At 63.4% G+C, this 26,708-nt stretch carries 27 protein-coding genes; 15 read left to right on the forward strand and 12 right to left on the reverse strand.

What is annotated here, in order from left to right:
* Positions 1-98 precede the first annotated feature (98 nt).
* Positions 99-1,019 carry a thiamine-phosphate kinase gene (thiL, locus tag BHQ40_RS04455; RefSeq protein WP_070152967.1) on the reverse strand — a complete coding sequence of 307 codons (921 nt, stop codon included), beginning with the start codon at positions 1,017-1,019 and terminating at the stop codon, positions 99-101.
* Entirely contained in the window at positions 1,020-1,466 is a 447-nt protein-coding gene (nusB, locus tag BHQ40_RS04460) for a transcription antitermination factor NusB (RefSeq protein WP_070152970.1), read from the reverse strand.
* A 92-nt stretch (positions 1,467-1,558) separates the two neighbouring features.
* Here nusB and BHQ40_RS04465 point away from each other — a divergent pair, with 92 nt between their 5' ends.
* Both BHQ40_RS04465 and BHQ40_RS04470 read left to right on the forward strand, forming a co-directional pair.
* Positions 1,559-2,230 (forward strand): fumarylacetoacetate hydrolase family protein, encoded by a 672-nt coding sequence (locus BHQ40_RS04465; protein ID WP_070152973.1) that lies wholly within the window; start codon positions 1,559-1,561, stop codon positions 2,228-2,230.
* A gap of 598 nt (positions 2,231-2,828) precedes the next feature.
* A complete protein-coding gene (locus BHQ40_RS04470; RefSeq protein WP_139139182.1) occupies positions 2,829-3,332 on the forward strand; it encodes a hypothetical protein in 504 nt (167 codons plus the stop codon).
* Between the two features lie 252 nt (positions 3,333-3,584).
* On the opposite strand, the gene hisD is transcribed toward BHQ40_RS04470, so the two are convergent.
* The 3 genes from hisD to BHQ40_RS04485 all read right to left on the reverse strand — a co-directional run bounded on the left by hisD (position 3,585) and on the right by BHQ40_RS04485 (position 6,034).
* Positions 3,585-4,874: a histidinol dehydrogenase gene (gene hisD / locus BHQ40_RS04475; RefSeq protein WP_070152979.1), complete on the reverse strand. Its 1,290-nt coding sequence runs from the start codon at positions 4,872-4,874 to the stop codon at positions 3,585-3,587.
* A complete protein-coding gene (gene hisG / locus BHQ40_RS04480) occupies positions 4,864-5,526 on the reverse strand; it encodes an ATP phosphoribosyltransferase (protein WP_070152982.1) in 663 nt (220 codons plus the stop codon). The genes hisD and hisG overlap by 11 nt, the downstream gene beginning before the upstream one ends.
* A gap of 64 nt (positions 5,527-5,590) precedes the next feature.
* A complete protein-coding gene (locus BHQ40_RS04485; RefSeq protein WP_070152985.1) occupies positions 5,591-6,034 on the reverse strand; it encodes a hypothetical protein in 444 nt (147 codons plus the stop codon).
* A 235-nt stretch (positions 6,035-6,269) separates the two neighbouring features.
* Between BHQ40_RS04485 and BHQ40_RS04490 the strand changes: the two genes are divergently transcribed.
* On the forward strand, positions 6,270-6,869 hold the full coding sequence (locus BHQ40_RS04490) for a pseudouridine synthase (RefSeq protein WP_070152989.1): 600 nt from the start codon (positions 6,270-6,272) through the stop codon (positions 6,867-6,869).
* Here the strand turns inward: BHQ40_RS04490 and BHQ40_RS04495 are convergent.
* From BHQ40_RS04495 to BHQ40_RS04510, 4 genes are all read right to left on the reverse strand, one after another.
* The gene (locus BHQ40_RS04495; protein WP_070152992.1) at positions 6,832-7,983 is read right to left on the reverse strand and encodes a cupin domain-containing protein; all 1,152 of its coding nucleotides are present in this window, start codon (positions 7,981-7,983) and stop codon (positions 6,832-6,834) included. The genes BHQ40_RS04490 and BHQ40_RS04495 overlap by 38 nt on opposite strands.
* An 8-nt stretch (positions 7,984-7,991) precedes the next feature.
* On the reverse strand, positions 7,992-8,912 hold the full coding sequence (locus BHQ40_RS04500) for a pirin family protein (protein ID WP_070152995.1): 921 nt from the start codon (positions 8,910-8,912) through the stop codon (positions 7,992-7,994).
* The gene (locus tag BHQ40_RS04505; RefSeq protein ID WP_070152998.1) at positions 8,909-9,637 is read right to left on the reverse strand and encodes a glutathione S-transferase; all 729 of its coding nucleotides are present in this window, start codon (positions 9,635-9,637) and stop codon (positions 8,909-8,911) included. Before BHQ40_RS04505 ends, BHQ40_RS04500 begins: the two co-directional genes overlap by 4 nt.
* Before the next feature lie 61 nt (positions 9,638-9,698).
* On the reverse strand, positions 9,699-9,986 hold the full coding sequence (locus BHQ40_RS04510; protein WP_070153001.1) for a BolA family protein: 288 nt from the start codon (positions 9,984-9,986) through the stop codon (positions 9,699-9,701).
* Between the two features lie 44 nt (positions 9,987-10,030).
* Here BHQ40_RS04510 and BHQ40_RS04515 point away from each other — a divergent pair, with 44 nt between their 5' ends.
* The 5 genes from BHQ40_RS04515 to cobT all read left to right on the forward strand — a co-directional run bounded on the left by BHQ40_RS04515 (position 10,031) and on the right by cobT (position 15,726).
* Positions 10,031-10,651: a J domain-containing protein gene (locus tag BHQ40_RS04515; RefSeq protein ID WP_070153004.1), complete on the forward strand. Its 621-nt coding sequence runs from the start codon at positions 10,031-10,033 to the stop codon at positions 10,649-10,651.
* An 85-nt stretch (positions 10,652-10,736) separates the two neighbouring features.
* A complete protein-coding gene (locus BHQ40_RS04520; RefSeq protein WP_070153007.1) occupies positions 10,737-12,029 on the forward strand; it encodes an Hsp70 family protein in 1,293 nt (430 codons plus the stop codon).
* Positions 12,030-12,116: 87 nt separating this feature from the next.
* Complete coding sequence (cobS, locus tag BHQ40_RS04525; protein WP_070153010.1) at positions 12,117-13,124, forward strand: cobaltochelatase subunit CobS; 1,008 nt, start codon at positions 12,117-12,119, stop codon at positions 13,122-13,124.
* Positions 13,121-13,900, forward strand: coding sequence for a tyrosine-protein phosphatase (locus BHQ40_RS04530; RefSeq protein ID WP_070153013.1), 780 nt, complete (start codon positions 13,121-13,123; stop codon positions 13,898-13,900). The genes cobS and BHQ40_RS04530 overlap by 4 nt, the downstream gene beginning before the upstream one ends.
* On the forward strand, positions 13,900-15,726 hold the full coding sequence (gene cobT, locus BHQ40_RS04535) for a cobaltochelatase subunit CobT (protein ID WP_070153016.1): 1,827 nt from the start codon (positions 13,900-13,902) through the stop codon (positions 15,724-15,726). The genes BHQ40_RS04530 and cobT overlap by 1 nt, the downstream gene beginning before the upstream one ends.
* A 33-nt stretch (positions 15,727-15,759) precedes the next feature.
* Here the strand turns inward: cobT and BHQ40_RS04540 are convergent, their stop codons facing one another.
* A complete protein-coding gene (locus BHQ40_RS04540) occupies positions 15,760-16,098 on the reverse strand; it encodes a type II toxin-antitoxin system RelE/ParE family toxin (RefSeq protein WP_070153019.1) in 339 nt (112 codons plus the stop codon).
* Positions 16,098-16,367 (reverse strand): type II toxin-antitoxin system Phd/YefM family antitoxin, encoded by a 270-nt coding sequence (locus BHQ40_RS04545; protein WP_070153022.1) that lies wholly within the window; start codon positions 16,365-16,367, stop codon positions 16,098-16,100. Before BHQ40_RS04545 ends, BHQ40_RS04540 begins: the two co-directional genes overlap by 1 nt.
* 96 nt (positions 16,368-16,463) lie before the next feature.
* Here BHQ40_RS04545 and cysS point away from each other — a divergent pair, with 96 nt between their 5' ends.
* The 3 genes from cysS (at position 16,464) to BHQ40_RS04560 (ending at position 20,177) form a co-directional block, all read left to right on the forward strand.
* Entirely contained in the window at positions 16,464-17,984 is a 1,521-nt protein-coding gene (gene cysS, locus BHQ40_RS04550; RefSeq protein ID WP_070153025.1) for a cysteine--tRNA ligase, read from the forward strand.
* Positions 17,985-18,006: 22 nt separating this feature from the next.
* Entirely contained in the window at positions 18,007-18,663 is a 657-nt protein-coding gene (locus BHQ40_RS04555) for a YoaK family protein (RefSeq protein ID WP_070153028.1), read from the forward strand.
* A 143-nt stretch (positions 18,664-18,806) separates the two neighbouring features.
* Positions 18,807-20,177: a class II 3-deoxy-7-phosphoheptulonate synthase gene (locus BHQ40_RS04560; RefSeq protein ID WP_070153031.1), complete on the forward strand. Its 1,371-nt coding sequence runs from the start codon at positions 18,807-18,809 to the stop codon at positions 20,175-20,177.
* 178 nt (positions 20,178-20,355) lie between these two features.
* Here BHQ40_RS04560 and BHQ40_RS04565 read toward each other — a convergent pair whose 3' ends face one another.
* Positions 20,356-21,804 (reverse strand): helix-turn-helix domain-containing protein, encoded by a 1,449-nt coding sequence (locus BHQ40_RS04565; protein WP_070153034.1) that lies wholly within the window; start codon positions 21,802-21,804, stop codon positions 20,356-20,358.
* Between the two features lie 165 nt (positions 21,805-21,969).
* On the opposite strand from BHQ40_RS04565, the gene BHQ40_RS04570 reads away from it, so the two are divergent.
* From BHQ40_RS04570 to fabI, 4 genes are all read left to right on the forward strand, one after another.
* Complete coding sequence (locus tag BHQ40_RS04570) at positions 21,970-23,565, forward strand: isocitrate lyase (protein ID WP_070153037.1); 1,596 nt, start codon at positions 21,970-21,972, stop codon at positions 23,563-23,565.
* Between the two features lie 291 nt (positions 23,566-23,856).
* Entirely contained in the window at positions 23,857-24,804 is a 948-nt protein-coding gene (locus BHQ40_RS04575) for a DnaJ C-terminal domain-containing protein (RefSeq protein WP_070153040.1), read from the forward strand.
* 15 nt (positions 24,805-24,819) lie between these two features.
* Entirely contained in the window at positions 24,820-25,785 is a 966-nt protein-coding gene (locus BHQ40_RS04580) for a YihY/virulence factor BrkB family protein (RefSeq protein WP_070153042.1), read from the forward strand.
* A gap of 23 nt (positions 25,786-25,808) precedes the next feature.
* Positions 25,809-26,603, forward strand: a complete 795-nt coding sequence (gene fabI / locus BHQ40_RS04585; protein WP_171905762.1) for an enoyl-ACP reductase FabI — start codon at positions 25,809-25,811, stop codon at positions 26,601-26,603.
* Positions 26,604-26,708 lie beyond the last annotated feature (105 nt).

Raw genomic sequence — 26,708 nt, forward strand, 5'->3', positions numbered from 1 at the left:
CGGCGCAGGGTCATGGCCGGCCTCCTCATCCGAAGCTGAACAAATCGAAAGGTTAGAGTATCGGCGGGACGCGCCGCGTCAAGCCGCTTAACGGCCGATCATGTCCCGTGTTCGTACCCCAGCGCAGGCGGCAGCGGCACAGATGCGCCGTCCAGAAACAATGTCAGCCCCTCCCCAGCCTCGAAACGTCCGGCCCGGATCGCGGCAACCGGTGGATCGACCCCATCGGGCAGAGCGAACAGAAGCTCATAATCATCCCCTGCGGTGGCGGCCGCCAGCAATGCGCCGATACCACCGCCTGCAAGTCCGGCGAGTTCCGTCGATATGGGGATATGTTCAATGACAGCCGCCAGGCCGCTGGCTTTAGCCATCCGGGCGGTATCGATCAGAAGGCCGTCGGAAATATCCATCATCGCATGGACGGCGGAGACGAGGGTCCCGCCCTCCCGGATCCGCGGCCGAGGGCGACGATAGGATTCGATCAGCGCGGCCGGCGCATCGCGGCCGTCCTGCAGCACTGTCAATCCCGCGCCCGCATCGCCGACAGGACCGGTGACGTAGAGAATATCGCCCGCCTGCGCCCCGGAGCGGGCCGGAATGACTTCGGAAGTCGCCTCCCCGATCGCCGTGAGGCTGAAACTGCGCGGCGCACCCGGGGGCATCGCTACCGTGTCGCCGCCGACCAGCGGCATGCCATAGCGGTCAAGAGCCTTTCGCAAGCCGGACAGGAACGCCGCGTCCCACGCCGCATCACCCGACAACGCATAGTTCATCAGGCAGGCGACCGGCTTCGCGCCCTTGGCGGCCAGATCGGACAGGTTCACCGCCGCGAGCTTCCACCCGATGGTTTCGGGCGGATCGCCGGGCAAAAAATGGACCGATTCGACCAATGTGTCGCTGGTGACGATCAGGCGCGCCCCGCCCACATCCAGCACCGCAACATCATCCATCAGCCCCCGCGCAGCGGGATCGGCGGCTCCGGCCCGGAGCAGCGAAAGGAAGGCGGATTCGCCGGTCAATCAGGCGCGGACCGTTTTCGCCACCGCGTCGAGCAGGCCGTTGACGAAACCCGATTCGCGTTTGTCGTAGAAAGCGTGGGCGACATCGACATATTCGCTGATGACCGACCCGGTGGGCACATCGATCCGCGCCAGCAACTCATAGGTGCCGGCGCGCAATATCTGCCGCATCGGCTTGTCCAGCCGCTCCAGCGTCCATCCCTTGCCCAGCTTGCTTGCGATCAGCGCGTCGATTTCCTCCGCCCGCGCATCGACCCCCGAAACCACATCGTCGAAGAAGGATGCCTCCGCAGGGGCGTAGGTCACATCCTCAATTGTCGCGCCCAGCCGGTGCTGATGAAATTCATGCAGCAGGATCGGGAGCGGCGTCCCTTCCATTTCCTTTTGATACAGCGCCTGCACGGCGGCCAGACGCGCGGCGGAGCGGGATTTCGAGCGTTCGTTCATGGGTTCCCCCTACTCCGTCCGGTTCGGCCTTGTCGAGAACTGAAGGGGATGCGATGGCATGACGCATACGCCGAAAGATTGAGGTTCTGCGCATGGAATTGCCGAAAGTCGCGGCCCCCGCGATAGCCATAGCCGGGTCGAGCGAGATGTTTCCCGTGCGGCGCATCTTCTGCGTTGGGCGCAACTATGCCGAGCATGCCCGTGAAATGGGCAGCGATCCGGAGCGGGAGCCTCCCTTCTTCTTCACCAAACCGGGCGACGCCGTGACGCCGGGCGGCCTGCTGCCCTACCCTTCCATGACAAGGGACCTGCATCATGAGGTCGAGCTGGTCGTGGCGCTGGGCAAAGGCGGCGGCGATATCGACCCTGCCGATGCCAATGCCCTGATATTCGGTCATGCTGTCGGGATCGACCTCACCCGGCGCGACCTTCAGGCGGAGGCCAAGAAGGGCGGCCGTCCATGGGACATGGCCAAGGGCTTCGACCAGTCTGCGCCGATGGGTCCGCTCAAAGCCGGCGCGCCACCGGCGGACGCCGCAATCGCCCTTACCATTGATGGCGCGTTGCGGCAGTCGGGGCGTATCGCCGACATGATCTGGAGCGTGCCGGAGATTATCGCCATCCTGTCGACCTATGTCAGACTGGCTCCCGGCGACCTGATCTTCACGGGCACGCCGGCCGGCGTTGGACCGATCTTGCCGGGCGAAACCGTGATGGGCATGATCGATGGGGTGGAGCCGGTCGAAATCCGGTACGGAGCGTGAGGCCAAAAACCCCCTGCTGACGGCGCTTTCGCGGCCCTCGCGCATGATCCGGGGGAGCGAAGTTGCGGAAGTTGCGGGTTGTGCGCGGATTTGGCCGGAAAGTCGCATGTAGGTCGCACAAAAGTCGCATGTAGGTCTCATGTGCGTCTCACCTGCGTCGCATGTACGTCTCACATGCGTCTCACTTGCGTCGCACGTGCGTCTCACTTGAGTCTCACCCACGTCGCACTTGGGTCGCACGTGCGTCTCATCCACGTCGCATGTACGTCTCACTTGCGTCTCATTTACGTCGCAGTCGGGACGCCTCGGAAGCATCGGCGGGATCATCGCTACGGCGTGATGCGCGGCGGGGGCAGAATGCTGTTCCATGTGCGGAAGTAGAGCATGGACGCCCGGATGTAGGACAGGCATTTGGCGGAATGGCTGCAACTCGTCAGGCGGGCTGAATTAAGCAGCCGGTCTGGAAGCGACCACTTCCAGTCGTCCAAACCGGATATTTGCCGACCCAAAAGCCGCCATGCATGCAGCCTTGTCTAACATCATCTGAATTTAACTAATGTGATCACATGGTGACGCTTCCGCACAATAGAGAGCGTGTATGATACTGAGATATCGCCCCGCCCGCATGGTTTTGGCTGCGGGAATCACTGCAGCCGCTGCTGTAGCTTGTGGCTGGTTCGGATTGCATGTTCCGGTGCCGCATCACGGGGGACGTTATTCGCTTATATATGGTTTGTTGGGCCATAATGGCGTGACGGCTTTTTTCTTAATCGTTACAGCCATTCTTATCTACTTAGCGTTCAAGCTCGTTCTTCCAATTGCTTCGGGCTATGTGGTTGCCGAGAGCGACGACGTTGGCGTTCGACTGCGCACTGCCGGACATCCCATAGCGCTGAAGTGGAACGAAATTCATTCGATCGAGCGGAAAGAGATCGGCACAAAGCACAAGGTTCCAATTGTGGTGCTGCACCACGAGCCAAAAAAGGCGGGGATCCTCGGCAGCAGGCGCACTAGCACCCTAGTTCCGGAACTTCTGACGGTCGATGAAGACGTTTTTGAGAATTGGCTAGGGCAGGTCCAGGCTCGAATTCGGCAATCGTAGCGGAGTGGCAGTTTATCCTATCGAACGACCGATTTTCATCGTTCGCAACCAATTGCAGCGGTTCCCCTAACCACCCCTTCGTCATCCCGGACTTGATCCGGGATCTATTGGCTCCATGCTGGCGTGACGGCACAAGCGCCAGCGCTCATGGATCCCGGATCAAGTCCGGGATGACGAAATAGGGATATGTCCGCTTCCCGCCCATTCCAGTCGTCGCGGCCCCGTCAACAGGGGACAGTGACAGGGACGCCCCTATTTCAGACGCAGCGCCACCGATGCGGCATGGGCGGGCAGGCCCTCCGCTTTGGCGAGCGCCACCGCGGCCGGGCCGATCGCGTCAATCGCACGCTGATCGAGCGCAAGGAAGCTGGTGCGCTTCATGAAGTCCAGCACCGAAAGCCCGGAGGAGAAACGGGCGCGGCGACCGGTCGGCAGGACATGGTTGGGACCCGCGACATAATCGCCCACCGCTTCCGGGGTCATGCGTCCGAGGAACACCGACCCCGCATGACGGACCAGCGCGAACAGCGCATCGGGATCGTCCACGGCGAGCTCCAGATGTTCCGGCGCAAGGCGGTCGACAAACGGCATTGCGGAAACCAAATCCTCGACAAGGATGATTGCGCCATTGGCGTTCCAGCTCGCCGTCGCCGTTTCCCTCGTCGTAAGCTTAGGAAGCTTCTGCTCGACCGCCGCCGCCACGGCGTCGGCAAAGGCCGCGTCGTCAGTGAACAGGATCGACTGGCTGGTCGGGTCATGCTCGGACTGGCTGAGCAGGTCGGCGGCGGTCCAGTCGGGATCATTCCTCCCATCCGCCACCACCACGATTTCCGAAGGCCCGGCGACCATGTCGATGCCCACCACGCCGTAAAGCTGGCGCTTCGCCTCCGCGACCCAGGCGTTGCCGGGACCCACGATCACATCGACGGGACGGATTTTTTCCGTGCCATAGGCCAGAGCCGCCACCGCCTGCGCGCCGCCGACCCGCCATACTTCGCCAATCCCGGCAATCTCCGCCGCCGCCAGGACAAGCGGATTCATCTCGCCGCCGGGCGTAGGCGTCACCATCGCGATGCGCTCGACACCCGCGACCTTGGCCGGGATGACGTTCATCAGCAGCGACGAGGGATAGGCCGCGCGGCCGCCCGGCACATACAGGCCAGCCGCATCCACCGCGCTCCAGCGCGCCCCAAGGCGGACCCCGGCGCTGTCCGTTCCGTCGCTGTCCTGCGGCCGCTGTTTTTCATGATAGGCGGCGATGCGCGCGGCCGCGAGTTCCAGCGCGTCGCGCAATTCCGTCGAAAGGCCATCGAGCGCGGCGCGGCGCTCGGCGGCGGTCACGCTCCAGCCGCTCGCTTCCAGATCGTGCCGGTCAAACCGCTGCGTATAGTCCGCCAGCGCCGCGTCGCCCTCGGCGCGAACGCGCTTCAGGATCGCGGTCACATCCCGCGACACATCCTCGTCCGCCTCACGCCGGGCATCGACCAGCGCGGAGAAGGCGGCGGCGAAACCGGCATCCCGGCTGTCCAGCCTAAGCGGCATCCTTGACCCCCACGGCCCGCCGGAACGCCTCGACCAGCGGCGTCAGTTCGCCCGACCGCATCTTGAACGCCGCCCGGTTGACGATCAGCCGGGCGGACACGTCCATGATGACGCTGGTCTCGACCAGGCCATTAGCCTTCAGCGTCGCGCCCGACGACACAAGATCGACGATCCGGCGGGACAGGCCGAGCGAAGGCGCAAGCTCCATCGCGCCGTTCAGCTTCACGCATTCCGCCTGCACGCCCATCGCCTCGAAATGCTTGCGGGTGAGGCCGGGATATTTGGTGGCGACGCGCACATGGCTCATCGTCGCCTGATCCTCAGCCGCCAGCCCCTCCGGCTCCGCGACCGACAGGCGGCAATGGCCGATGTTCAGGTCAACCGGCGCATAAAGCTCCGAATAGTCGAACTCATCGACGACATCCGATCCGACAATGCCAAGCTGCGCCGCGCCGTGCGCGACGAAGGTCGCGACGTCGAAGGCGCGGACGCGGATGATCGAAACATCGGGCTGGTTTGTGGCGAAGCGAAGCGCCCGGCTCTTGCTGTTATGGAAGTCCGCCTCCGGCTCTATGCCGACGCGGGCGAGCAGGGGCAGCGCTTCCTCCAGGATGCGTCCCTTGGGAATGGCGATGATGAGCGGGCGGGCCATAATCCGCGCGCTTTACGCGGGGTAAGGGCAAAGGGCAATGATTGCTGTCGGGGATGTTTTCCGGTCAGCCCGGCCTGCCCGCCTCCGCCGGCCGGTCCTGCATCAGCCATGCCTCCGCGGCATCGGGCATCAGGAACATTTCGAACTCGGCGCTCTTCACGACCCGGCGCATCTGCATCTTCGCCAGGTTTGAATGCACGACGATCGCTATCCTGTCCCCCTCAGTATAAACCGCGCCCGCGCGGTCCGCGAGGTGAGACACCAGCTCAGGCGATTGCGCGACCGCGCCGCGCAGATCGACCAGCGCCATGACCCGCGCGCCGGCCGTACGCGCAGACCGCACGGAATTGCCGAGTTTCTCAAAATGCCGGTCGATGTCCGCCATCGTCCAGAAGCCGTTGCCGGTTACATGGACAATGCCCGTCGCAATGTCCCTGCGGACCGAAAATGGCCCGGAATCCTGTCCCTCGCCCACCATGAAACTCCCGACAATTTCCGCCACGCCCATGGGCTTTCTCGCCCGGCCGCACATCGCATCCGGAGGTTAATGATCAGTGGAACGGGGCCTTGCTGGAAGCAACCCGATCGACCAAAATATTAATCTGGAGCAAGTTATCCCTCTGTATCGGGATCATATTTTCGCCGGATTGCGCGCCGCGCCATGCATCAATCCCGCCCCTTGGTGAAGGCGATGGTTTTCCCTAATGGTGGCACTGGTCCCCCTAAACAGGAATGAGCAAAGCGTGGCGCGGTTGATCCTGTTTAACAAGCCTTATGGCATGCTCTCACAATTCACCGATCGCGGGACCATGGGTTCGGACCGGCCGACCCTTTCGAGCGCCATCGACCTGCCCGGCATATATCCGGCCGGGCGGCTCGACATGGACAGCGAGGGCCTGCTGCTGCTGACCGGCGATGGCCGGCTTCAGGCGCAGATCGCCGATCCGAAATTCAAAATGCCCAAATCCTATCTGGTGCAGGTGGAGGGGGAGATTGGCGAGGACAGCCTGGCCGCTCTGCGCCGCGGCGTGCAGTTGAAGGATGGCCCGACCCGCCCGGCCGAGGCCGAACGCATCGACGATCCCGCATTATGGCCCCGCGATCCGCCGGTGCGATACCGCAAGAGCGTGCCCGACTGCTGGATCAGGCTGACGATCCGGGAGGGACGCAACCGGCAGGTGCGCCGCATGACGGCGGCGGTGGGCCATCCGACCTTGCGGCTGGTGCGGTGGAGCATCGGCGAATGGACGGTCGACGGCTTGCAGCCCGGCGCATGGCGGGAAGCGGCCGCCGGACCAGCCGCCCTCAATCCCCGGTTTCGAAAGCCACGCTACCCTGATTGAACAGGGCGACGATCAATTCCATTGCTGCAGCCGACCGCCCAAGCGCCTGATCCATCTCGATCCGTCCCCCCGCGCACAGCCGTTCCGCCAGCGCGGCGGCTTCACCGGCCAATTCGAAACATTGCCCGTCGACGAACAGCAACAGCGAGTCCGCGTCCTGCCGGATGAAAGAGAAGCGGCTGGCCGGATTGCGGGTCAGCGGAACGGCATCGGCGATGAAGGCCCGCACATCCCTGCCGGTGACCGGCTGTTCGGGCCTGAAATCCACCTCAGGATATTTGGGGGCGCTGTTATGCTGCCCGAACCAGCGGGCAAAGGCGGCCCGGTCGCCCATGGTCTCCATGACCATCGCGTGCAGCTTCGCAATCGCTGGCGCGGAAATTTCCCCCGGATTGTCCTGCGGCGCAGGCTCCGGGTCCTCATATCGGTCGTCGTCCTGCAAACGGCCGAGCAAGTCGCCGCACCAATTCTCGATCAGGTCGCTGCGGGACGGCGCGCGAAAACCGATCGAATAGGTCATGCAATCATCGCCGATCGCCACGCCATTATGCGCCATCCGGGGCGGGATGTAGAGGATATCGCCAGGCTCAAGCACCCATTCCTCCATCACATCAAAATCGGCGAGCAGGCGCAGGTCGTCATGCGGCAGCAATGGCGTGGCGGCATCGCACATCGCACCGACCTGCCAGCGCCGCCTGCCAAGACCCTGGATCAGAAACACGTCATACTGGTCGAAATGCGGACCTACGCCGCCCCCGTCGGTGGCGTAGCTCACCATCACATCGTCGATGCGCCAGTCGGGAATGAAGCGAAATGGCGCGATGAGCGCGGCGACGCCCGGCGCGTAGATGTCCACTGCCTGCACCAGCAGCGTCCAGGGATTCCTGCCCAGCTTGCCGAAACGCGATTCCGGGATAGGGCCATGTTCAACCTTCCACCCGCCGCGGGCCTGCACGATCAACCGGGATTCGACATCCTCCTCACAGGAAAGACCGGCAAGCTCATCAGGCTCGACCGGATTCGTCCATGACCGCCAGGGGTTGCGAATCAGCAACGGCTTCTTTTGCCAATAGTCGGCCAGGAACCGCCCGGCGTCGAAATGCGCGAATTGCATGGGAATGTTCAGGGATAGCTGACAGTCTTGGGCCGCCCCTGCGGTATCGGGATAAATTCCTGATCATCGCCGGGGATCAGCGGGAAACGCATCGCCTCCCAATCCTCACGCGCCTGCATCAGCCGGTCCTTCGTCGATGACACGAAGTTCCACCACACATGGCGCGGCGTCGTGAAAGCTTCTCCCCCGCACAGGATCACCCGGCCGCCATCCACGCTGTGCAATGTGGCGCGGGTGCCGGGACGCAGGACATAGAGCGTCTGCGGCAGAAGGGCGACGCCATCCAGCCCCGCATCGCCACCGGAGACATAAAGCGCCCGTTCCTCCGCCTCCGCATCGATGGGGATCGACCCGCCCGGACGCAGCATGATGTCCGCATAGATGGTGTTGGCGTAGGTCGTGACCGGCGCAGCCGCTCCCCACAGGCTGCCCATGATCACGCGGGCGCTGGCCCCCCGGTCGTTGAGGACAGGTAGCCTGTCCTCCGATACATGCTCGAACGCCGGGTCCATTTCCTCATTGCGGTCGGGCAGCGCGAGCCATGTCTGGATCGCCGAGAGCTTGGAAGCCCGGTCGCGCTCCTCCTGCGGCGATCGTTCGGAATGGACGATGCCTTTCCCGGCCGTCATCAGGTTGACCGCGCCCGGCTCAATCAATTGTTCCGATCCAAGGGAGTCGCGGTGGAGGAAAGCGCCCTCATACATATAGGTCACGGTGGCTAGGTTGATGTGCGGATGCGGGCGCACATCTATCCCCTCCCCCGGACCGAATTTGGCGGGTCCCGCCTGGTCGAAGAAGATGAAAGGGCCAACCATCGTCCGCTCCTTCACCGGCAGGCTGCGATAAACGCGGAAGTCGCCCAGATTGTGGCTGGTCGGCGTAATGGTCTGGATGATCAGGTCGCCTTGCGGCCCGCCAATTTCGGTCATGCAGCGTCAAGCTCCGGATAGTGACGGAAGATGCCGTCATTGTTGAATGCGATTCGCCGGTTGCTGCGGAAATAGTCCTTCAGTTCCGGCATGGCGGCCACCAGATCGCACAGTTTCATCAACCGGGGATAGTCGCCCTCTATGCTCTTTATCCGTTTCGGAAACGCGTAGCGCAGGCCGGAAACGAGCTGAAACAGGGACAGGTCGGCATAGCTCCAGCGGCTGCCGGTCAGCCAGTCCCCCGCCGCCGCCTTCAACGCCTTTTCAAACCAGGCGAAATATCCCGGTATCCGTTCCTTGCGAAATTGCTCCGCGGCACGCGCGGCCTCCGCCTTCTGATCCTCATAATAGAGCATGGCGGCCACCGGATGATGCACATTATGCGCCTCCGCCACGACATCCATGATGGTCAGTTGCACCTGGTTCAGCCAGTAGCGCGTCTTCATCGTCGTAGGGCCGCAATCATGCCGTTCCGACAGGAACATCAGGATATTTGCGGTCTGGGAAACCGTCTGACCATCAATGCCGATATAGGGTGGAGCGTAAGCCGGGCCTTCCACATGCCCGGCCATGTCCTTCATCATTGCTTCGGCCCCATCTTCCCGCGCGCGGTCCCTATAGGGAATGCCACACGCCTCCAGAGTCAGCCGGACGAACTCGCCGCGGCCGGGGATACTGGGCCAGTACCAGAAGTCATAGGCGCCCGAGTCAGACGAATCCGCCATGCTCGCTTCTCCATTTCTCGCGCCCTCCTCCGCCAAGGGAAAGAGGATAAGGCCCGGATCGTCAAGCCTCCTGCGGCGCGCGCGCCTTGATCGCCAGCGCATGAACCTTGTCGCGCAGCAGGTCGGACAGGGCGGCGTTCACCATCCGCTGCCGGGCCACACGGCTCTGTCCGGTGAAGGCGTCCGCCACCACCTCCACGGTGAAATGACTCTCGCCCGATCCGTCATGGCCGGCATGCCCGCGATGCATTTCGCTATCATCGATCACCGCCAGCCGGGCGGGATTCAGGGCGGCGCGCAGACGCGCTTCAATTTCAGTGGCCACGGGGCCTTTCGATTCCTGGGTCATGGGCCTTATATAAGCGAACCGGCTTAGTTTGCATCAGGACGATTTTGGCTACCGATCCCTTCTCGACGAAACGGCATAACCGCTTTCATGGCCGCGTGGAACGCCAGGGCAGTCCTTGCGCGGTGCCCGGCTGCGAGGAAGCAGGCGAATTCCGCGCGCCGCCGGAGGGCGGGCATGGCACGGGGTCGGACGGTCCGCGCTGGCGCTGGCTGTGCCTGGATCATGTTCGCGAGTTCAACCAGAAATATAATTTCTTCAACGGCATGAGCGCCGAACAAATCGCCGACGCGCAGCGCCCCTATGCCGGATGGGAACGGGAAACCCGCGCCTTTTCCAGCAATGCGGCCAGCCCGCCGCCCCGCTGGGCGGACTTTTCCGATCCGCTGGACGCCATCGGAGCGAAGTTCCGGGACCGCATGAAGCGGGCCGAACAGGCCAATCGCCAACGAGCCGATGGCAAGTTCGTATCGCCCGATGACCGCAAGGCGATGGACCTGATGGGCCTTGACCTTGACGCAGACCGCAAGGCTCTGCGCGCGCGCTATACGGAGCTGGTCCGCCGCTTCCACCCCGACCATAATGGCGGCGACCGCAGCCATGAGCAGGCGCTGCAGGATGTCATCGCGGCCTATGGTCAGTTGAGGAAAGCGCCCGCTTTCGCATAGCAGCCTTATCCCGGCGGCGCCCTTGTGATGGCGATGCTTCACTGCCATAGGCCCCGGCCCTTCCACAGATTCCCGGAGACTTTCCATGCAGACCGGCGCACGCGCTCTGGGCCTAGATTTCGGCACGACCAACAGCGTCGCGGCTCTGGGCGAAGGCGGCCGTTCCGATCTGGTGGAATTTGCCGGCGAACAGGCGACCGGTCCGGTGTTCCGTTCCGCCTTGTGCTTCTGGCACGACGATGGGGTCAAGGGCGGGATGGCGCATGAGGCCGGGCCATGGGCGATCGCGGAATATCTGGAATATCCGCAGGACAGCCGGTTCATCCAGTCATTCAAATCGGTGGCGGCCAGCCCGATCTTCGAACATGCGACCGTGTTCGAGAAACGCTATGCGTTCGAGGAACTCGGCCGCATGTTCCTCGAACGCATGGCCGAACATGGCGGCGGCGCGCTGAGCGCCCTGCCCAGCCGGATAATCGTCGGACGTCCGGTCACATATGCAGGGTCGCGGCCCGACGAGGCGCTCGCCCGGCGACGGTATGACGCGATGTTCGCCGCATGGGGAACGGACATCCATTATGTCTACGAGCCATTGGGAGCGGCGTTCAGCTATGCCTCGCGCATTACCGAACCGGCCACCATCCTGGTTGCGGACTTTGGCGGCGGCACCAGCGATTTTTCCGTCGTGAAGGTGGACGCGCCCGGATCGGAACGGCGCTGCATTCCACTGGGTTCGGCAGGCGTCGGAATTGCCGGAGACCGTTTCGACTATCGTATCGTCGACAATCTGGTGCTTCCGATGCTTGGCAAGGGCGGCAGTTACCGGTCATTCGGCAAAAGCCTGGAAATCCCGCGCAGCTATTTCGCGGACTTCGCCGACTGGTCGCGCCTGGCCCTGATGCGTAACCGCAAGACCATGGCCGAGCTGGAGCGGCTTCAGAAAAGCGCGGCCGATCCGGACGCCATCGGCCGCATGATCGCCCTGATCGAACAGGAGCTTGGCTATCCGCTTTACGATGCTGTCGGACAGCTCAAGCGCGCGCTGTCGAGCGCGGACAGCGCGCATTTCCACTTCGACGGGGGCGGCCTGGGCATCGAGGCCGAGGTAACCCGTTCCGACTTTGAGCGCTGGATCGCCGAAGATATCGCCCGAATCGAGACAAGCGTCGATCAGGCGCTGAGAAATGCGGGCGTGACGCCGCAGGACATCGATCGCGTGTTCCTGACCGGCGGATCGTCCCTCATTCCCGCAATCCGGGCGATTTTCGACCGGCGTTTCGGCGCCGGGCAGATTGCGACAGGAGGAGAGCTTACCTCCATCGCGCATGGGCTGGCGCTCATCGGGCTGGAAGATCATCTGGCCGAATGGACAGCTTGATCCTGTTTTTGCCTTATCTCAATCTATCGACATCGCCTTCCCCAATCGGTTAGGGGCTTTGGGGGACTCGCAGGAAGATTTGCACATATGACCGACATCCCCAACACCCAGCCAGACACGCGCAGCGAGACGCTGCTGGACTCGCCCGACCGGGAGGTTGACGCGCGCGAGACGTTCGGCGTCGATGTCGACATGAAGATTCCGGCCTTCTCGGAGGCCGACGAGCGCGTGCCCGACCTTGACCCCGCCTATGTGTTCGACCCGGACACCACGCTGGCGATCCTGGCGGGCTTCTCCCACAATCGCCGCGTCATGGTGCAGGGTTATCACGGCACCGGCAAGTCGACCCATATCGAACAGGTCGCCGCCCGCCTCAACTGGCCATGCATCCGCATCAATCTGGACGCGCATATCAGCCGTATCGACCTGGTCGGGCGCGACGCCATTGTCCTGAAGGACGGACAGCAGGTCACTGAGTTCCGGGAGGGCCTGCTCCCCTGGGCGCTGCAGCGGCCGGTCGCGCTGGTGTTCGACGAATATGACGCCGGCCGCCCGGACGTGATGTTCGTCATCCAGCGCGTGCTGGAAACGGACGGCAAGATGACCTTGCTCGACCAGAACCGGGTCATCCGACCGAACCCCTGGTTCCGCCTGTTCGCGACGTCCAACACGGTGGGTCTGGGCGACACGACCGGCCTCTACCACGGCACGCAGCAGATCAATCAGGGCCAGATGGACCGGTGGAACCTGGTCGTCACCCTCAACTATCTGCCCGCCGCCACGGAAGCGCAGATCGTCCTCGCCAAGTCGGGCGAGTACGACCATGAGGGCGGCCGCAAGGAAGTGGAGAATATGATCAAGGTGGCGGAACTGACCCGCCAGGGCTTCATCAACGGCGACATCTCGACCGTCATGAGCCCGCGCACGGTGATCAGTTGGGCGCAGAACGCCTTGATCTTCAAGAATGTCGGCTTCGCCTTCCGCCTGTCCTTCCTCAACAAATGCGATGAGGCGGAGCGCGCGCTGGTCGCCGAATATTACCAGCGCGTGTTCGGAAAGGATCTGCCGGAAAGCGTTGTGGGCAAGGCCGGGTGACCGTTCAGGCTGAACATTCCCCTCGTCTCATTCCGTTGCAGGCAAGTTTCAACCTGCGCGATTTCGGCGGTTATCCGACGGGCGATGGCCGGGTCGTGAAGCGCCGCATGCTCTATCGTTCAGGCACGATGACCTTGCTGACCGAAGCGGATGAGGATCATCTGCGGGCGTTGGGCATCCGCAGCATATGCGATTTCCGCCGCTCAAATGAGCGCAAGGCGGAACCGACGCGCTGGCATGAGCCGGCCGGCATCGCCTATTGGAGCCGGGACTATATCGAAAGCAGCGGCGTCCTTTCGGAAATCCTGAAGGATGAGGCGGCGACGCCGGAAAAAATGCGCCAGGCGATGACCCATCTGTATCGCGAAATCCCGGCCGATCATGCCCCGTCCTACAGCGCGATGTTCGCCCAGCTCGCGCGTGGCGACGCCCCCCTGCTGATCAACTGCGCGGCGGGCAAGGACCGCACCGGCGTTGGCGCTGCCCTGATCCTGACGATGCTCGGCGTTCCGCGTCCGCTGATCGATGAGGATTATCTCCTCACCAACGACCATGCCGACTGGCCCATGCTGTTCGGCCGGCGCAACACCAAGGTCGCCCGCGTCGCCCAGAGCGCGCCGGAGCTGATCGCGCCATTGCTGGCCGCAGACACCGCCTATCTGGACGCATTTTTCGACGAGCTGGACGCCAGCCATGGCGGCGTGGACGGCTATCTGGCGTCGATCGGCGTGGATGCGGACGCAAAGCGGACGATCCGCGCATTGCTGCTCGACTGATGGCCGAACGCTCCCACCTCGACGCTTTCAAGGATGTGCTGTCCGGCGCGGCGCGGTCGATGGCGCGCGATGCGGAAGTCGAGGTCGGCTTCACCGCCGATGCCCCGCACATGTCGGGCAAGCAGATCAAGGTGCCGACGCCGGGCCGCAACCTGCCCCGCGATCAGGTGGCGATCGCACGCGGCTTTGCCGACGCCAATACGCTCAAGCTGCGCCATCATAATCCGAAGATTCATGGATCGGCCCTCCCGGCCGAGGCCGTGGCGCGCGCCGTCTACGATGCTGTCGAGCAAGCCCGCGTCGAGGCCATTGGATCGCGCCAGATGGAGGGCGTGCGGGAGAATTTGAACCACGCGCTGGAAATGCGGTTGAAGTCCGATCCCATCATCCGCGCGCGGAACAGGGATGAAGTGCCGCTGAGCACCGCCATAGCGCTCAAGGTCCGGGAAAGGCTGACGGGACAGCCCGCGCCTGAAGCCGCGCGGGACGGCATGGATATGGTCGACCAGTGGATAGAGGATAAGGCGGGGCCGGATCTCGACGCGCTTGGCCTGGCGCTGGACGACCAGCGCGCTTTCCAGAAGCTGGCGACCGCGATGCTGGAGCATCTGGAACTGGTCGACGCCGACTCTCCGCCTGAACCGACGGACGAGCAGGGCGAGGAAGACGGCGAGGACCAGGAGCAGCAGCAGGACGAGGGCGACCAGGGCGAGGAGCAGACCGGGGACAGCGACGCCCAGACGGAAGCGCGCGCCGAACAGCAAAGCGGCGAAAGCGAGGACGGCGACAGCGAATATAGCGAGGAGTTTGACGCGGACAGCGACGCCGGCGCCGACGATATGGGTGAGGAGGGCATGATGCCCGTCCGGCCCAACCGGCCGATGTCGGACCTGCCGCCGGGCTTCGATTACACCGCCTTCACCACCAAGCATGACGAAATCGTATTCGCAACCGACCTGTGCGACGACGATGAACTGACCCGCCTGCGCGGTTTCCTCGATCAGCAGCTTGTCAGCCTGCAGGGCGCGGTGACAAAGCTCGCCAACCGGCTGCAGCGCCGCCTGATGGCGCAGCAGTCGCGCAGTTGGGATTTCGACCAGGAGGAGGGCATGCTGGACGCCGCCCGCCTCGCCCGCATCATCATCGATCCCACCCGGTCGCTCTCCTACAAGATTGAGCGCGACACCGAGTTTCGCGACACTGTGGTCACGCTGCTGATCGACAATAGCGGCTCGATGCGCGGCCGGCCGATCAGCATCGCCGCGATCAGCGCCGACATCATGGCCCGCACGCTGGAGCGGTGCGGCGTCAAGACGGAGATTCTCGGCTTCACCACCCGCGCCTGGAAGGGCGGGCAGAGTCGCGAGGACTGGCTGGGGGCGGGACGGCCTCCCCTGCCCGGCCGCCTCAACGACCTGCGCCATATCGTCTACAAAAAGGCCGATGAACCCTGGCGGCGCGCGCGCAAGAATCTGGGCCTGATGATGCGCGAGGGGCTGCTGAAGGAGAATATTGACGGCGAAGCGCTGCTCTGGGCGCATAACCGCCTGATCGGACGGACCGAGGAGCGCCGCATCCTGATGGTCATCTCGGACGGCGCGCCAGTGGACGACAGCACCCTCTCGGTCAACAGCGGCACCTATCTGGAGCGGCATTTGCGGCAGGTGATCGAATGGATCGAGAACCGATCGCCGGTGCAGCTCGTCGCCATCGGCATCGGCCATGACGTGACCCGCTATTACAAGCGGGCCGTGACGATCATGGACGCCGAACAGCTTGGCGGCACGATGGTTGAACAGCTCGCGGGACTGTTCGACGAGGATTGACCTTCCGAATTTACGGGAGGAGGCATTTTTCTTTTACGAGCGACCCAATATCCGGCGCTCCAGCAACGCCTGCATATTCCGCCGCGCATCGGCAATAAGGGATATCATCACCTGCGATCCGATTACCCTGTAGATCAATCGATACGGAGGAAGGGAGATTTCCCGAAAGTCCTGGATTCCCAAAGCCTCCAATTCTGGCGGGACATGTCCCCGCAATGGGAAGCTTTCCAAATGCATTATCTTTTCCAACAGCGCATCGAGCAGTCCGTCCGCCTCGTCAGAGGATCGAGTAGCGGCGACGTAGGTGTGAAGCGCCTCCAGATCATCCTCTGCTCCCTGCGTCAGGAAAACCTCGAACATCTTGTTCGTCATCAGCGCGATTTGGTTTTCAACCGCGCGATGACCTCTCGGGCTGGCCTGATGCGCCTGGCCTCGGCATCCTGATTGCCCAGCGCAAGCAGTTTCAGCAGCGCCAAAGTTTCCTGCCCCTGCTCATAAGACGCGACGTCCTGCAGCACGGCTTTTGCTTCGCCATTCTGGGTGATGACCATAGGTTCACGACTCTCCGCCAAATCGAGCAGAATTTCGGCGGCGTTCGCTTTCAAATAGCTGATGGGCTTGACCTGAGCGGAATAACGCATGAACACTCTCACAAGTCTATATAAAGACCAAATATAGTCCAATTATCCGTATAGGGCAATCTTGACCTTCTCCGGCAACCGCACCATGCACCCGGCATGACCGACACCGCCCCCCTGCGCCTGTTCAACAGCCTGACGCGCTCCGTGGAGACCTTCGTGCCGATCACGGCCGGCGAAGCGCGCGTCTATAGCTGCGGGCCTACCGTCTATAATTATGCCCATCTCGGCAATCTGCGCGCCTATGTGTTTACCGACGCGTTGCGGCGGACGCTGCTGTGGAAGGGCTATGCCGTCACCCATATCATCAACATCACGGATGTCGGCCATCTGACCAGCGACGCCGACGCCGGGGACGACAAGATGGAGGCCGCCGCCCGCGCACAGGCCAAGAGCATCTGGGACATCGCGGCCCATTATACCGACGCCTTCAAGAGCAATATCGCCGCGCTCAACATCATAGAGCCAAGCGAATGGACGGTCGCGACCGACTATGTGCCGCAGATGATCGAGTTCGCAAAGACCATCGCCGACCGGCATTGCTACGAGATTGACAGCGGCCTCTATTTCGATGTGTCGACCGTTCCCGATTACGGCCGCCTAGCCCGGACGAAGGACGATGAAGGCGAGGGCCGGATCGACCCGGTCGCCGGCAAGCGCAACCCGCAGGACTTCGCCATCTGGCGCAAGTCCGCGCCCGGCGAGAACCGGCAGATGGAATGGGACTCGCCCTGGGGCAAGGGCGCGCCGGGCTGGCATCTGGAATGCTCGGTGATGAGCCATGCGAAGCTCGGCCATCCGTTTGACATCCATACCGGCGGCATCGACCATCGCGAAATTCATCACCCCAACGAGATTGCCCAGAACCAGGCGTTCTGCGGATGCTCGGACGCGGCTTCGGGAGTCGGGGCAGGCTTCACCGGCGCGCGCTGGTGGATGCATAACAACTTCCTCGTCGATCGCTCCGGCAAGATGTCGAAGTCGAAGGGCGGCTTCACCACGCTATTCTCGCTGATCGATGCGGGCGTGCATCCTTTGGCCTATCGCCTGCTGTGCCTGTCGGCGCATTATCGCAGCGAGTTGGAGTTTAGCAGCGGCACGCTGGGTGCCGCATTAACGCGATTGAAGCGGATGAAGAAAGCGATTGCGGTCAAACGCTGGCAAGAGTTCCAAGAAACTGGACAGGCCTTAGATAACTTTGCGGACATTCGTCCTATTTCAATTGAAAAGCGCGAGGATGCCGACATCACTGGCGTGTTGGCGTTGTTCGATGCAGCGATCAGAGATGACCTTAATACACCAAAATGCCTGCCGTTAGTCGAAGAGGTGCTTACCGATCCGACTATCGACAACAGGTTGCGATGGCATCTCATTGCTACCATGGACGAAGTGCTCGGACTTGATCTCCTTAAAATGGATCGCGCGGACCTGCGCATCCCGCCCAAAGATGCCGCCATCACCGAAGTCGAAATCGAGGCAGAACTCGACCGCCGCCAGGCTGCGCGCGCGGCGAAGGATTTCGCGGCGTCGGATGCGATCCGTAACGCCCTCATCGCCAAAGGCGTAGATGTGATGGACGGCGATCCGCTGCGCTGGGAATGGAACATCCGGCTGGATTAACCGCGCGGAAGGAGCAGGCGGCATGACGCGCTATGACCGACGCACACAGGCCCTCGCCGTCTGCCTGTCCGCCCTGGCCGGTTATGTCGATGCTGTCGGATATATGGCGCTGGGCGGTTTCTTCGTCTCTTTCATGAGCGGGAATACCACGCGGCTGGGCGTCGGCATCGCCGGGCATGGCCGGGATGTGGCCATGGCCGGGGGTTTGATCGGCACATTCCTTCTGGGAGTCATTATTGCGTCTTTGGCCGGGGCGGCGGCCGGCGCGGCGCGCAAACAGGCGGTGCTTGGCCTGATGACCCTGCTGATCACCCTTGCGGCCGCATGCGGCGCGTCCGGTCACGCCCTTGTCGCCGCCTTTATCACCGCGCTGGCGATGGGGACGGAAAACGCCGTGTTCGAACGCGACGGAGAGGTCACGATCGGATTGACCTATATGACCGGGACATTGGTGAAGACCGGTCAGCAGATCGCGTCGGCATTGCGCGGAGGCGACCGGCGGAAATGGCTGCCCTTCGCAATGCTATGGGCGGCGCTCGCAATGGGCGCGATCACTGGCGCGTTCGCCTGGAACGCCTTCGCCATCAACGCGCTCTGGTTCGCGGCGGCGGCCGCCATGCTGCTTACGATGGCGGCAAGGCTGCTGGAGTTGAACCGGGCAACGGGCCGATCAGAGTAATCCAGGCAATCCATTTTCGCGAAGGCGGGCTTTAGGGTAAGGAGGTAAAGCTCCTGACGGAGTGGACTTGCCTTATGTGTCGGCCACGCGCATAGGGCGTCCCTTAATTTTTGCCCATCCGTGTAACAGAAGGAGATAGTGCCGTGGCGGCGAAATGGACGCCCCAGAGCTGGAGAACCCATGAAGGGCGGCAGATGCCGACCTATCGTGACGCACAGGCGCTTGCCGCCGCAGAGGCGCAGCTTGGCACTTTTCCCCCGCTGGTATTTGCAGGCGAGGCCCGCGCGCTGAAGGCCGATCTGGCGCGCGCCGTCAATGGCGAGGCGTTCCTGCTGCAGGGCGGCGATTGCGCCGAGTCCTTCGCCGAGTTCCATCCGAACAACATCCGCGACACCTTCCGCGTGCTGCTGCAGATGGCGGTCGTCCTGACCTTCGCCAGCAAGCTGCCCATCGTGAAGGTCGGCCGCATGGCGGGCCAGTTCGCCAAGCCGCGCTCCGCCGACACGGAAACCATCGATGGCGTGGAGCTGCCCAGCTATCGCGGCGACAATATCAACGACATCGCCTTCACGGCCGAAAGCCGGGAGCCGGACCCGCAGCGCATGGTGCGCGCCTATAACCAGTCGGCGGCGACGCTGAACCTGCTGCGCGCTTTCTCGACCGGCGGCTATGCCAGCCTCGACCGGGTGCATGGCTGGATGCTGGATTTCATGGGCCGCAGCCCGCTGGCCGCGAAGTTCGACGCCGTCGCCGACCGGATCGGCGAGTCGCTTGCCTTCATGCGCGCCTGCGGCCTGTCGCCCGAAACCGTGCCCCAGCTTGGCGGCACCAGCTTCTACACCAGCCATGAGGCGCTGCTGCTCCCCTATGAGCAGGCGCTGACGCGGCAGGACAGCATCACCGGCGACTGGTACGACACCAGCGCGCATATGTTGTGGATTGGCGACCGCACCCGGTTCGAAGGGTCTGCGCATGTCGAATATCTGCGCGGCATCGGCAATCCCATCGGCCTGAAATGCGGGCCGAGCCTGGAGCCGGACGCGCTGTTGCGGATGCTCGATACGCTGAACCCGGCGCGGGAGCCGGGCCGCATCACGCTGATCACTCGCTACGGCCATGACAAGATCGAGGCGGGCTTGCCCAAGCTGGTCCGCGCCGTCCTGCGCGAAGGGCAGCCGGTGGTGTGGTCGTGCGACCCGATGCACGGCAATGTCATCAAGGCCGCCAATGGCTATAAGACCCGGCCGTTCGACCGCATCCTGGCCGAAGTGCGCGGCTTCTTCGCCGTGCATCGCGCGGAAGGCAGCTTCGGTGGCGGCATCCATTGCGAGATGACCGGCCAGAACGTCACGGAGTGCACCGGCGGTGCGATCGCCATCACCGACGAGGGCCTGGCCGACCGCTATCACACCCATTGCGACCCGCGCCTCAACGCTGCGCAGAGCCTGGAGCTTGCCTTCCTGCTGGCCGAGATGCTGAACGAGGAACTGAAGGAGCGGCGGGCGGCGGCGTGACATTTGCGGCGAAGTGCGCGCATGATTGAGGCTGCCGGAGTGATCCGGCGGCCCTTTTCCCAACCACCTTACTGCCGTTCGGGCTGAGCTTGTCGAAGCCCTGCCCTTCCTTTCATCGTCGTGAAGAAGGACAGCCCTTCGACAAGCTCAGGGCGAACGGATGGTTTACGCAGCGCGGCTAAACATCCGCGAAGGTGAACGGCGCGCTCGAACCCACATAGTCGTCGGGCAATATCTGGCGGCCGATCGGCGGGGCCGAGCGGGCGGCGCAATTGGCGCGATGGCACAGGCGGCAGGTGACGCCGATCGGCGTCGCGGCGACGGAGGCGGCGTCGGGCTGGTCGCGGGTATAGACCAGCTTCCCCGCATGTTCGGCGGAACAGCCGAGCGCAATGGCGCGCTCCACCCGCTGCGCCCCGAACGCGCCGCCGCCCGCGGTCACCGTGCGCGCGATGGAAAAGAAGCGCTGCCCGTCCGGCAGTTCCAGCCATTGGGTTACGATCTGGCGCGGCGTGCGAAACGCCTGATGCACCGACCATAGCGGACAGGCGCCGCCATGCCGGGCGAAGGGAAACCCCGCCCCGTCCAGCCGCTTCGACACGTTCCCGGCGGGATCGATCCGGATGAAGAAGAAGGGCACCCGCTCCTGCCCCGGCTTCTGCAGGGTCGTCAGGCGGTGGGCCGTCTGTTCGAAGCTGGTGCCGAACTGCCGGGCCAGCGCCTCCACATCATAGCGCCGCTGTTCGACGGCGCGGGCGAAGGCGGAATAGGGCATCAGCAAGGCGGCGGCGCTGTAACTCGCCAGCGCCTTGCGCGTCAGCCGCTCCCCCGCCTCGGTGGCGAAACTGCCTTCCTTCAGCACCGTGTCGATTTCCCGCCGCAGTTCCAGATAGGAAAGCTGGAGCGCGAGCTGGAACATCTGACTGGCGGCATCGAGCGAATCGTCGATCAGCAATTCGTCGCGATGCCGGTCCAGCCGCCGCATGGACCCCATCATCACGTCGGAGGGCAGCCGCCGGACGCGCAGATTGTAGCGCGCCTTCAGATGCCCGATGATCCCCTCCTGCCCCGTCGCCCCTTGCACTCCGAAGGTCTGGGCCAGCCGTTCCGCCGAATCGTCGAGCAAAGGGAAGCTGTTGCGGCGCGCGGCCAGGAAGCGCCGCGCCTCCGCCACGGGATCGCCGACCGGATCGGACGCATCGGCATCATATGCGCCATCCGCCGCCCGCGCCTCTACGCCATGATCGGCCAGCGCCAACTGCTCCTCGCGATAGGCGGTGTAGAGCCGCAACAGCGCCTCCGTGACGCCGGGATAGCTGGTCGCGACGTCAGTGGCGTCAAGCGGCGGCAGGTCGATGTCGGCGAACATCGGGTCTTTCAGCACGGATTGCAGCCGGGCGGTAAATTCCGCCCCGCCATCCCCGGCCAGCTCCGTCATGTCCATCTTGTAGGTGCGGGCAAGGCGCAGGAGCATATCGGCGGTCAGCGGCCGCTGGTTGCGCTCCAGCAGGGCGACATAGGAGGAGGATATCTCCAGGTCGGCCGCCATATGCGCCTGTGTAAGGCCAAGGTCCCGGCGCAGACGCTTGAGGCGCGGCCCCATATAGACTGGACGTTCGTTAGCCATAATTCCCACGAATCCTGCGGTTTGTATCTTCCTTACAACATTACAATGAAAATCTGTAAAGTTTTACAGATGGACCTCGCCGCCTCTCACGCCCCTGCTGCGATGCAATGTAACCGGGCGCCACTGTTTCCGAACCCGAAGTTTTCGAACCACGAGGAAGACGCGATGTCCTATCAAGATCATATCAGCCAGATCACTGGCCTCATTCAGAGCCAGGGCGGCACCTGGGACGGCATCAGCGCCGAGTCCGTCGCCCGCATGCGCCTGCAGAACCGTTTCCAGAGCGGTCTGGACATTGCGCGCTATACCGCCGCGATCATGCGCAAGGACATGGCCGCCTATGACGCCGATCCTGCGCAATACACCCAGTCGTTGGGTTGCTGGCACGGCTTCATCGGCCAGCAGAAGATGATTTCCATCAAGAAGCACTTCCAGTCGACCGACCGCCGCTATTTGTATCTGTCCGGCTGGATGGTCGCCGCGCTGCGTTCCGACTTCGGCCCGCTGCCCGACCAGTCGATGCACGAAAAGACCAGCGTTCCCGCGCTGATCGAGGAACTCTACACCTTCCTGCGCCAGGCCGACGCCCGCGAACTGGGCCTGATGTTCCGCGATCTGGACAAGGCGCGCGAGACCGGCAACGAGGTTGAGGCGCAGCGCCTGCTGCACGCCATCGACAATTATGAAACCCATGTCGTTCCCATCATCGCGGACATCGACGCGGGCTTCGGCAATGCCGAGGCGACCTACCTGCTCGCCAAGAAGATGATCGAGGCCGGCGCATGCGCCCTGCAGATCGAGAACCAGGTGTCCGACGAGAAGCAGTGCGGCCACCAGGACGGCAAGGTCACGGTGCCGCACGAGGACTTCCTCGCCAAGGTCCGCGCCTGCCGCTACGCCTTCCTTGAGCTGGGCGTTGAGGACGGCATCATCGTCACCCGCACCGACTCGCTGGGCGCCGGCCTCACCAAGCAGATCGCCGTTTCCAAGGAGCCGGGCGATATTGGCGACCTTTACAACAGCTTCCTCGATTGCGAGGAAATCGATCCGGCGACGGCGCGCAACGGCGACGTCATCCTGAACCGCGACGGCAAGCTGCTGCGTCCCAAGCGCCTGCCTTCGAACCTGTTCGAGTTCCGCAAGGGCACTGGCGAGGACCGCTGCGTCCTCGACTGCATCACGTCGCTGCAGAACGGTGCCGACCTGCTGTGGATCGAAACCGAGAAGCCGCATATCGAGCAGATCGCCGGCATGGTCGACCGCATCCGTGAAGTCATCCCGAACGCGAAGCTGGTCTACAACAACTCGCCGTCGTTCAACTGGACGCTGAACTTCCGCCAGCAGGTGTTCGATGCGTGGACAGCCGAGGGCAAGGACGTTTCGGCCTATGACCGCACGAAGCTGATGAGCGTCGATTATGACGGCACGGCGCTCGCCGACGAGGCGGACGAGAAGATCCGCACCTTCCAGAAGGATGCGGCGGCGCGTGCAGGCATCTTCCACCACCTCATCACCCTGCCGACCTACCACACGGCCGCGCTCAGCACCGACAACCTCGCCAAGGAATATTTCGGCGATGCGGGCATGCTGGGTTACGTCAAGGGCGTGCAGCGCAAGGAAATCCGCGAGGGCATCGCCTGCGTCAAGCACCAGAACATGTCTGGTTCCGACATCGGCGACGACCACAAGGAATATTTCGCTGGCGAAGCAGCCCTGAAGGCCGGCGGCATCCACAACACGATGAACCAGTTCGCTGCATAAGCCTTTACTGAATATCGGAAGATATTGGGGCGGCGGGGATTATAGATCCCCGCCGCCCTTTTTCGTCATCCCGGACCTGATCCGGGATCCATTGGCTCTCTATAGCGCGAACGGGCTGAGGCTTGCGCTCATGGATCGCGGATCAGGTCCGCGATGACGGGTGTTGGGACGAGTGTTGGGAGGTTACCAGTCCGTTCCGGGGTCTCCCGCTTTTTGCAACAAACTTGAAGCGCGGGCATTTCTTCGCCACATGCAGGCCAGAAACATATCCGGACACTGAACAGGGCAAGAATGGCCGATCCCTACAGCATATTGGGCGTTGCCCGCGGCGCGAGCGAAGGCGACATCAAAAAGGCGTACCGCACGCTCGCCAAAACGCATCACCCGGACCGGAACAAGGACAATCCCAAGGCGGCCGACAAGTTCGCCGAGATTACCCGCGCCTATGACCTTCTGACTGACAAGGACAAGCGCGCACGCTTCGACCGGGGGGAGATTGACGGCGACGGCAACCCGACCAATCCATTCGGCGGCGGCGGGTTTGGCGGTGGCGGCTTCGGCGGCCGCGGCGGCCAACAAGGCGGCGGCTTCGAATTCAACAGCGAGGGCGCGGACTTCGGCGATATCTTTGAGGGGATATTCGGCGGCGGACGGCGCGCGGCCGGTGGCGGCGGCGGATTTGGCGGCTTTGGCCGGGGCGGACGCGCAGGCCCGCCCCCCAAGGGCGCAAACACCGCCTATCGCCTTGCCGTCAGCTTCGTCGATGCGGCAACGCTGGCGCCGCAGCGCATCACCCTGCAGGATGGCAAGACCATCGACCTGAAACTGCCCGCAGGCGCGGAAACCGGCACGCAGATGCGCCTGTCCGGCAAGGGTCAGCCGGGCGCGGGCGGCGCAGGCGATGCGATCGTCACGATAGAGGTCAAGCCCCACCCCTTCTACACCCGCGACGGCGACAATGTGCGGCTGGACCTGCCCATCACCATCAACGAAGCCGTGAAGGGCGCGAAGGTCCGCGTCCCGACGGTCGATGGCCCGGTGATGCTGGGCGTTCCCGCCGGGTCGTCATCCGGCAAGACCCTGCGCCTCAAGGGGCGCGGCTTTACGGGCAAGAACGGCCAGCGCGGCGACCAGCTCGTCACCCTGATCGTCGATGTGCCCGCCGCTGATGATGCCCTGGCGAGTTTCCTGGAGGGGTGGACGGACACCCGGCCCGTGCGCGGAAATCTGGGCGTCTAGGATCATCCCAGGGGCATGAGGGACATATCACCCCAATCGCCCGAAGCGCGCAGGCTATATCGCCGCGATGGGCGGGAACGCGCGAAATACAGCCCCTACCGCCTCCGCCACGGGGCCTATGCCATCGAAGTGGTCAAGCGCGTGGCGGTTGGCGTCTATACGGACGGCTTCATTCATGCCGGGAACCTCGCCTATCTCTCGCTGGTGGCGCTGTTCCCCTTCTTCATCGTGGCCGCCGCCATCGCCAGCATCTTCGGCCGGACGCAGGACGGCATACAGGCGGTCAACGCCTTCCTGTTCACCGTGCCGCCCAGCGTCGCCGACGTGCTGCGCGCGCCGATAGAGGATGTGCTGTCCGCCCGCTCGTCCAGCGGCCTTCTCTGGCTTGGCGGCCTGGTCGGCCTGTGGACGACCGGTAGCCTGATAGAAACCATCCGCGACATATTACGCCGCGCCTATGGCACAAAGAGCGGCCGCGCCTTCTGGCAATATCGCCTCGGATCGATCGGCATCATCGTGGTCAGCGTGCTGGCGGCGATGTTCGCCTTCTCCCTTCAGGTGATGATCACCGCGGCCGACGAATTTCTCCATCGCCTGCTGCCCTTCGCCGATGACGCGATCAACATAGTGGCGGCGACAAAGCTGGCGCCGATGGCGATCCTGGCCGTCGCGCTTTACTTTCTATTCGCCGCGCTCACGCCCAGCGCCTATCGCGATCCGCGCTTCCCCAAATGGCCCGGCGCGGTGCTGACGACGGCATGGTGGTATGGCACATTGCTGCTGCTTCCGGTCGCTCTGGGGCAGCTTGGCGGCTATGCCCTGACCTATGGCAGCCTGGCCGGTGTTATGATCGTGCTTATTTTTTTCTTTCTCGTCGGGCTTGGCGTGGTAATTGGCGCCGAACTCAATGCGTCGCTGGCCGAGTTTCCTGAGGAGGAACATGATGCCGCGGCAGGAATACAGGAGGTTAAGCCCGAATGACTGCATCTAACACGGGCAACCTGATGAAGGGAAAGCGCGGCCTCATCATGGGTCTCGCCAATGACAAGTCGCTGGCCTGGGGCATATCGCAGGCGCTGCACGCGCAAGGCGCGGAACTGGCCTTTTCCTATCAGGGCGAGGCGCTGGAAAAGCGCGTGCGGCCCCTCGCCGCGGAAGTCGGATCGGATTTCCTGATCCCGTGCGACGTGTCGGACATGGCGGGGCTGGACGCGACGTTCGACACGATCAAGGAAAAATGGGGCACGCTGGACTTCGTGGTCCACGCCATCGGCTTTTCGGACAAGAATGAGCTGCGCGGCCTCTATGTCGACACCAGCCTCGACAATTTCCTGCTGACCATGAACATCTCCGCCTACAGCTTCGTCGCTGTTGCCAAGCGCGCGCGGGCGCTGATGCCGGATGGCGGATCGCTGCTGACGCTCAGCTATTATGGCGCGGAAAAGGTGATCCCGCATTATAACGTGATGGGCGTGGCGAAGGCGGCGCTGGAAACCAGCGTCAAATATCTGGCGATGGACCTGGGGCCGGAGAATATCCGCGTCAACGCCATCTCCGCCGGGCCGATCAAGACGCTGGCGGCAAGCGGCATCGGCGACTTCCGATACATCCTCAAGTGGAACGAGCTGAACTCGCCCCTGCGCCGCAACGTGACGATCGATGACGTAGGCGGCGCGGGCCTTTACCTGCTGAGCGACCTCGCCTCCGGCGTGACCGGCGAAATCCATCATGTCGACGCAGGCTATAACGTCATCGGCATGAAGGCCGAGGACGCGCCGGACATGGCGCTGGAGAAGTGAGAAAACCCCCTCTCCCTGCAGGGGAGAGGGAGGGACCCGCCGCAAAGCGGTGGGAGGGTGAGGGCATATGAGGCGGCCAGATCCGGACCGCCCAGATTCACTGAT

This window comes from Sphingobium phenoxybenzoativorans (genome assembly GCF_001757355.1).
Lineage (GTDB): Bacteria > Pseudomonadota > Alphaproteobacteria > Sphingomonadales > Sphingomonadaceae > Sphingobium > Sphingobium phenoxybenzoativorans.

Excerpts from the sequence above, each read along its gene's own strand:
- BHQ40_RS04555 (WP_070153028.1), top strand. The coding sequence starts at position 18,007 with ATGACGCGCTATGACCGACGCACACAGGCCCTCGCCGTCTGCCTGTCC.
- BHQ40_RS04465 (WP_070152973.1), top strand. The coding sequence starts at position 1,559 with ATGGAATTGCCGAAAGTCGCGGCCCCCGCGATAGCCATAGCCGGGTCG.
- BHQ40_RS04580 (WP_070153042.1), top strand. The coding sequence starts at position 24,820 with ATGAGGGACATATCACCCCAATCGCCCGAAGCGCGCAGGCTATATCGC.
- BHQ40_RS04570 (WP_070153037.1), top strand. The coding sequence starts at position 21,970 with ATGTCCTATCAAGATCATATCAGCCAGATCACTGGCCTCATTCAGAGC.
- BHQ40_RS04495 (WP_070152992.1), bottom strand. The coding sequence starts at position 7,983 with ATGCAATTCGCGCATTTCGACGCCGGGCGGTTCCTGGCCGACTATTGG.
- nusB (WP_070152970.1), bottom strand. The coding sequence starts at position 1,466 with ATGAACGAACGCTCGAAATCCCGCTCCGCCGCGCGTCTGGCCGCCGTG.
- cysS (WP_070153025.1), top strand. The coding sequence starts at position 16,464 with ATGACCGACACCGCCCCCCTGCGCCTGTTCAACAGCCTGACGCGCTCC.
- BHQ40_RS04545 (WP_070153022.1), bottom strand. The coding sequence starts at position 16,367 with ATGCGTTATTCCGCTCAGGTCAAGCCCATCAGCTATTTGAAAGCGAAC.
- BHQ40_RS04500 (WP_070152995.1), bottom strand. The coding sequence starts at position 8,912 with ATGACCGAAATTGGCGGGCCGCAAGGCGACCTGATCATCCAGACCATT.
- BHQ40_RS04520 (WP_070153007.1), top strand. The coding sequence starts at position 10,737 with ATGCAGACCGGCGCACGCGCTCTGGGCCTAGATTTCGGCACGACCAAC.
- BHQ40_RS04565 (WP_070153034.1), bottom strand. The coding sequence starts at position 21,804 with ATGGCTAACGAACGTCCAGTCTATATGGGGCCGCGCCTCAAGCGTCTG.
- hisD (WP_070152979.1), bottom strand. The coding sequence starts at position 4,874 with ATGCCGCTTAGGCTGGACAGCCGGGATGCCGGTTTCGCCGCCGCCTTC.
- BHQ40_RS04510 (WP_070153001.1), bottom strand. The coding sequence starts at position 9,986 with ATGACCCAGGAATCGAAAGGCCCCGTGGCCACTGAAATTGAAGCGCGT.
- BHQ40_RS04470 (WP_139139182.1), top strand. The coding sequence starts at position 2,829 with ATGATACTGAGATATCGCCCCGCCCGCATGGTTTTGGCTGCGGGAATC.
- fabI (WP_171905762.1), top strand. The coding sequence starts at position 25,809 with ATGAAGGGAAAGCGCGGCCTCATCATGGGTCTCGCCAATGACAAGTCG.
- BHQ40_RS04575 (WP_070153040.1), top strand. The coding sequence starts at position 23,857 with ATGGCCGATCCCTACAGCATATTGGGCGTTGCCCGCGGCGCGAGCGAA.
- BHQ40_RS04505 (WP_070152998.1), bottom strand. The coding sequence starts at position 9,637 with ATGGCGGATTCGTCTGACTCGGGCGCCTATGACTTCTGGTACTGGCCC.
- BHQ40_RS04485 (WP_070152985.1), bottom strand. The coding sequence starts at position 6,034 with ATGGGCGTGGCGGAAATTGTCGGGAGTTTCATGGTGGGCGAGGGACAG.
- cobT (WP_070153016.1), top strand. The coding sequence starts at position 13,900 with ATGGCCGAACGCTCCCACCTCGACGCTTTCAAGGATGTGCTGTCCGGC.
- hisG (WP_070152982.1), bottom strand. The coding sequence starts at position 5,526 with ATGGCCCGCCCGCTCATCATCGCCATTCCCAAGGGACGCATCCTGGAG.
- cobS (WP_070153010.1), top strand. The coding sequence starts at position 12,117 with ATGACCGACATCCCCAACACCCAGCCAGACACGCGCAGCGAGACGCTG.
- BHQ40_RS04540 (WP_070153019.1), bottom strand. The coding sequence starts at position 16,098 with ATGACGAACAAGATGTTCGAGGTTTTCCTGACGCAGGGAGCAGAGGAT.